The sequence below is a fragment of the Photobacterium chitinilyticum genome, assembly GCF_004104355.1.
Classification (GTDB): domain Bacteria; phylum Pseudomonadota; class Gammaproteobacteria; order Enterobacterales; family Vibrionaceae; genus Photobacterium; species Photobacterium chitinilyticum.
This window is the reverse complement of the sequence record NZ_RJLM01000101.1, coordinates 1-811: the sequence shown is the minus strand read 5'-3', so window position 1 is coordinate 811 and position 811 is coordinate 1. Positions and strand designations below refer to the sequence as shown.

Below are 811 nucleotides of genomic sequence, written 5' to 3'. Positions count from 1 at the left end.
TCCGCCGAACCGTTGTTCAGCGCATAGCTCCAGGTACCGTCTGTACCTATCTTGAACGTACCGTAGTTGCCGTCGGTGACAGTCTCGGCCGTAAATACCGCCTCGCCCGCATCCGGGTCGGCCACGTCCAGCTTGCCGCCGGTAGTCAACACGGCATCTTCCTTGACGGTACCTGCATCGGCATCCGGCACTGAAGGTGTGATCACGGCACCGTCGTCGCTGCCGTTGATGGTGACAGTGACGGTATGCTCGGTGCCGTCGGCAGTAGTGACGGTAAACTCGCGATTAAGAGGGTCGCTTGCCTCGGTCAGCGCCTGCACCTCTGCCGAACCGTTGTTCAGCTCATAGCTCCAGGTACCGTCTGTACCGATCTTGAACGTACCGAAATTGCCGTCGGTGACGGTCTTCGCAGCAAATACCGCCTCGCCCGCATCCGGGTCGACCACCTCCAGCTTGCCGCCGGTGGTCAAAATCGTATCTTCTTTCACCGTGCCAGCATCGGCATCCGGCACAGAAGGTGTGATCACAGCACCATCGTCGCTGCCGTTGATGGTGACGGTGACGGTGTGCTCGGTGCCGTCGGCCGTGGTGACGGTAAACTCGCGATTAAGAGGATCGCTTGCCTCGGTCAGCGCCTGCACCTCTGCCGAACCGTTGTTCAGCTCATAGCTCCAAGTACCGTCTGTACCGATCTTGAACGTACCGAAATTGCCGTCGGTGACGGTCTTCGCAGCAAATACCGCCTCGCCCGCATCCGGGTCGACCACCTCCAGCTTGCCGCCGGTGGTCAAAATCGTATCTTCTTTCACCG

1 protein-coding gene is annotated in these 811 nt (G+C 59.7%); it reads right to left on the bottom strand.

Annotation, left to right across the window (positions count from 1 at the left end; translation table 11 throughout):
• The coding region (locus EDI28_RS26055; protein ID WP_199287508.1) for a VCBS domain-containing protein at window positions 1–811 on the bottom strand (811 nt) is incomplete at both ends.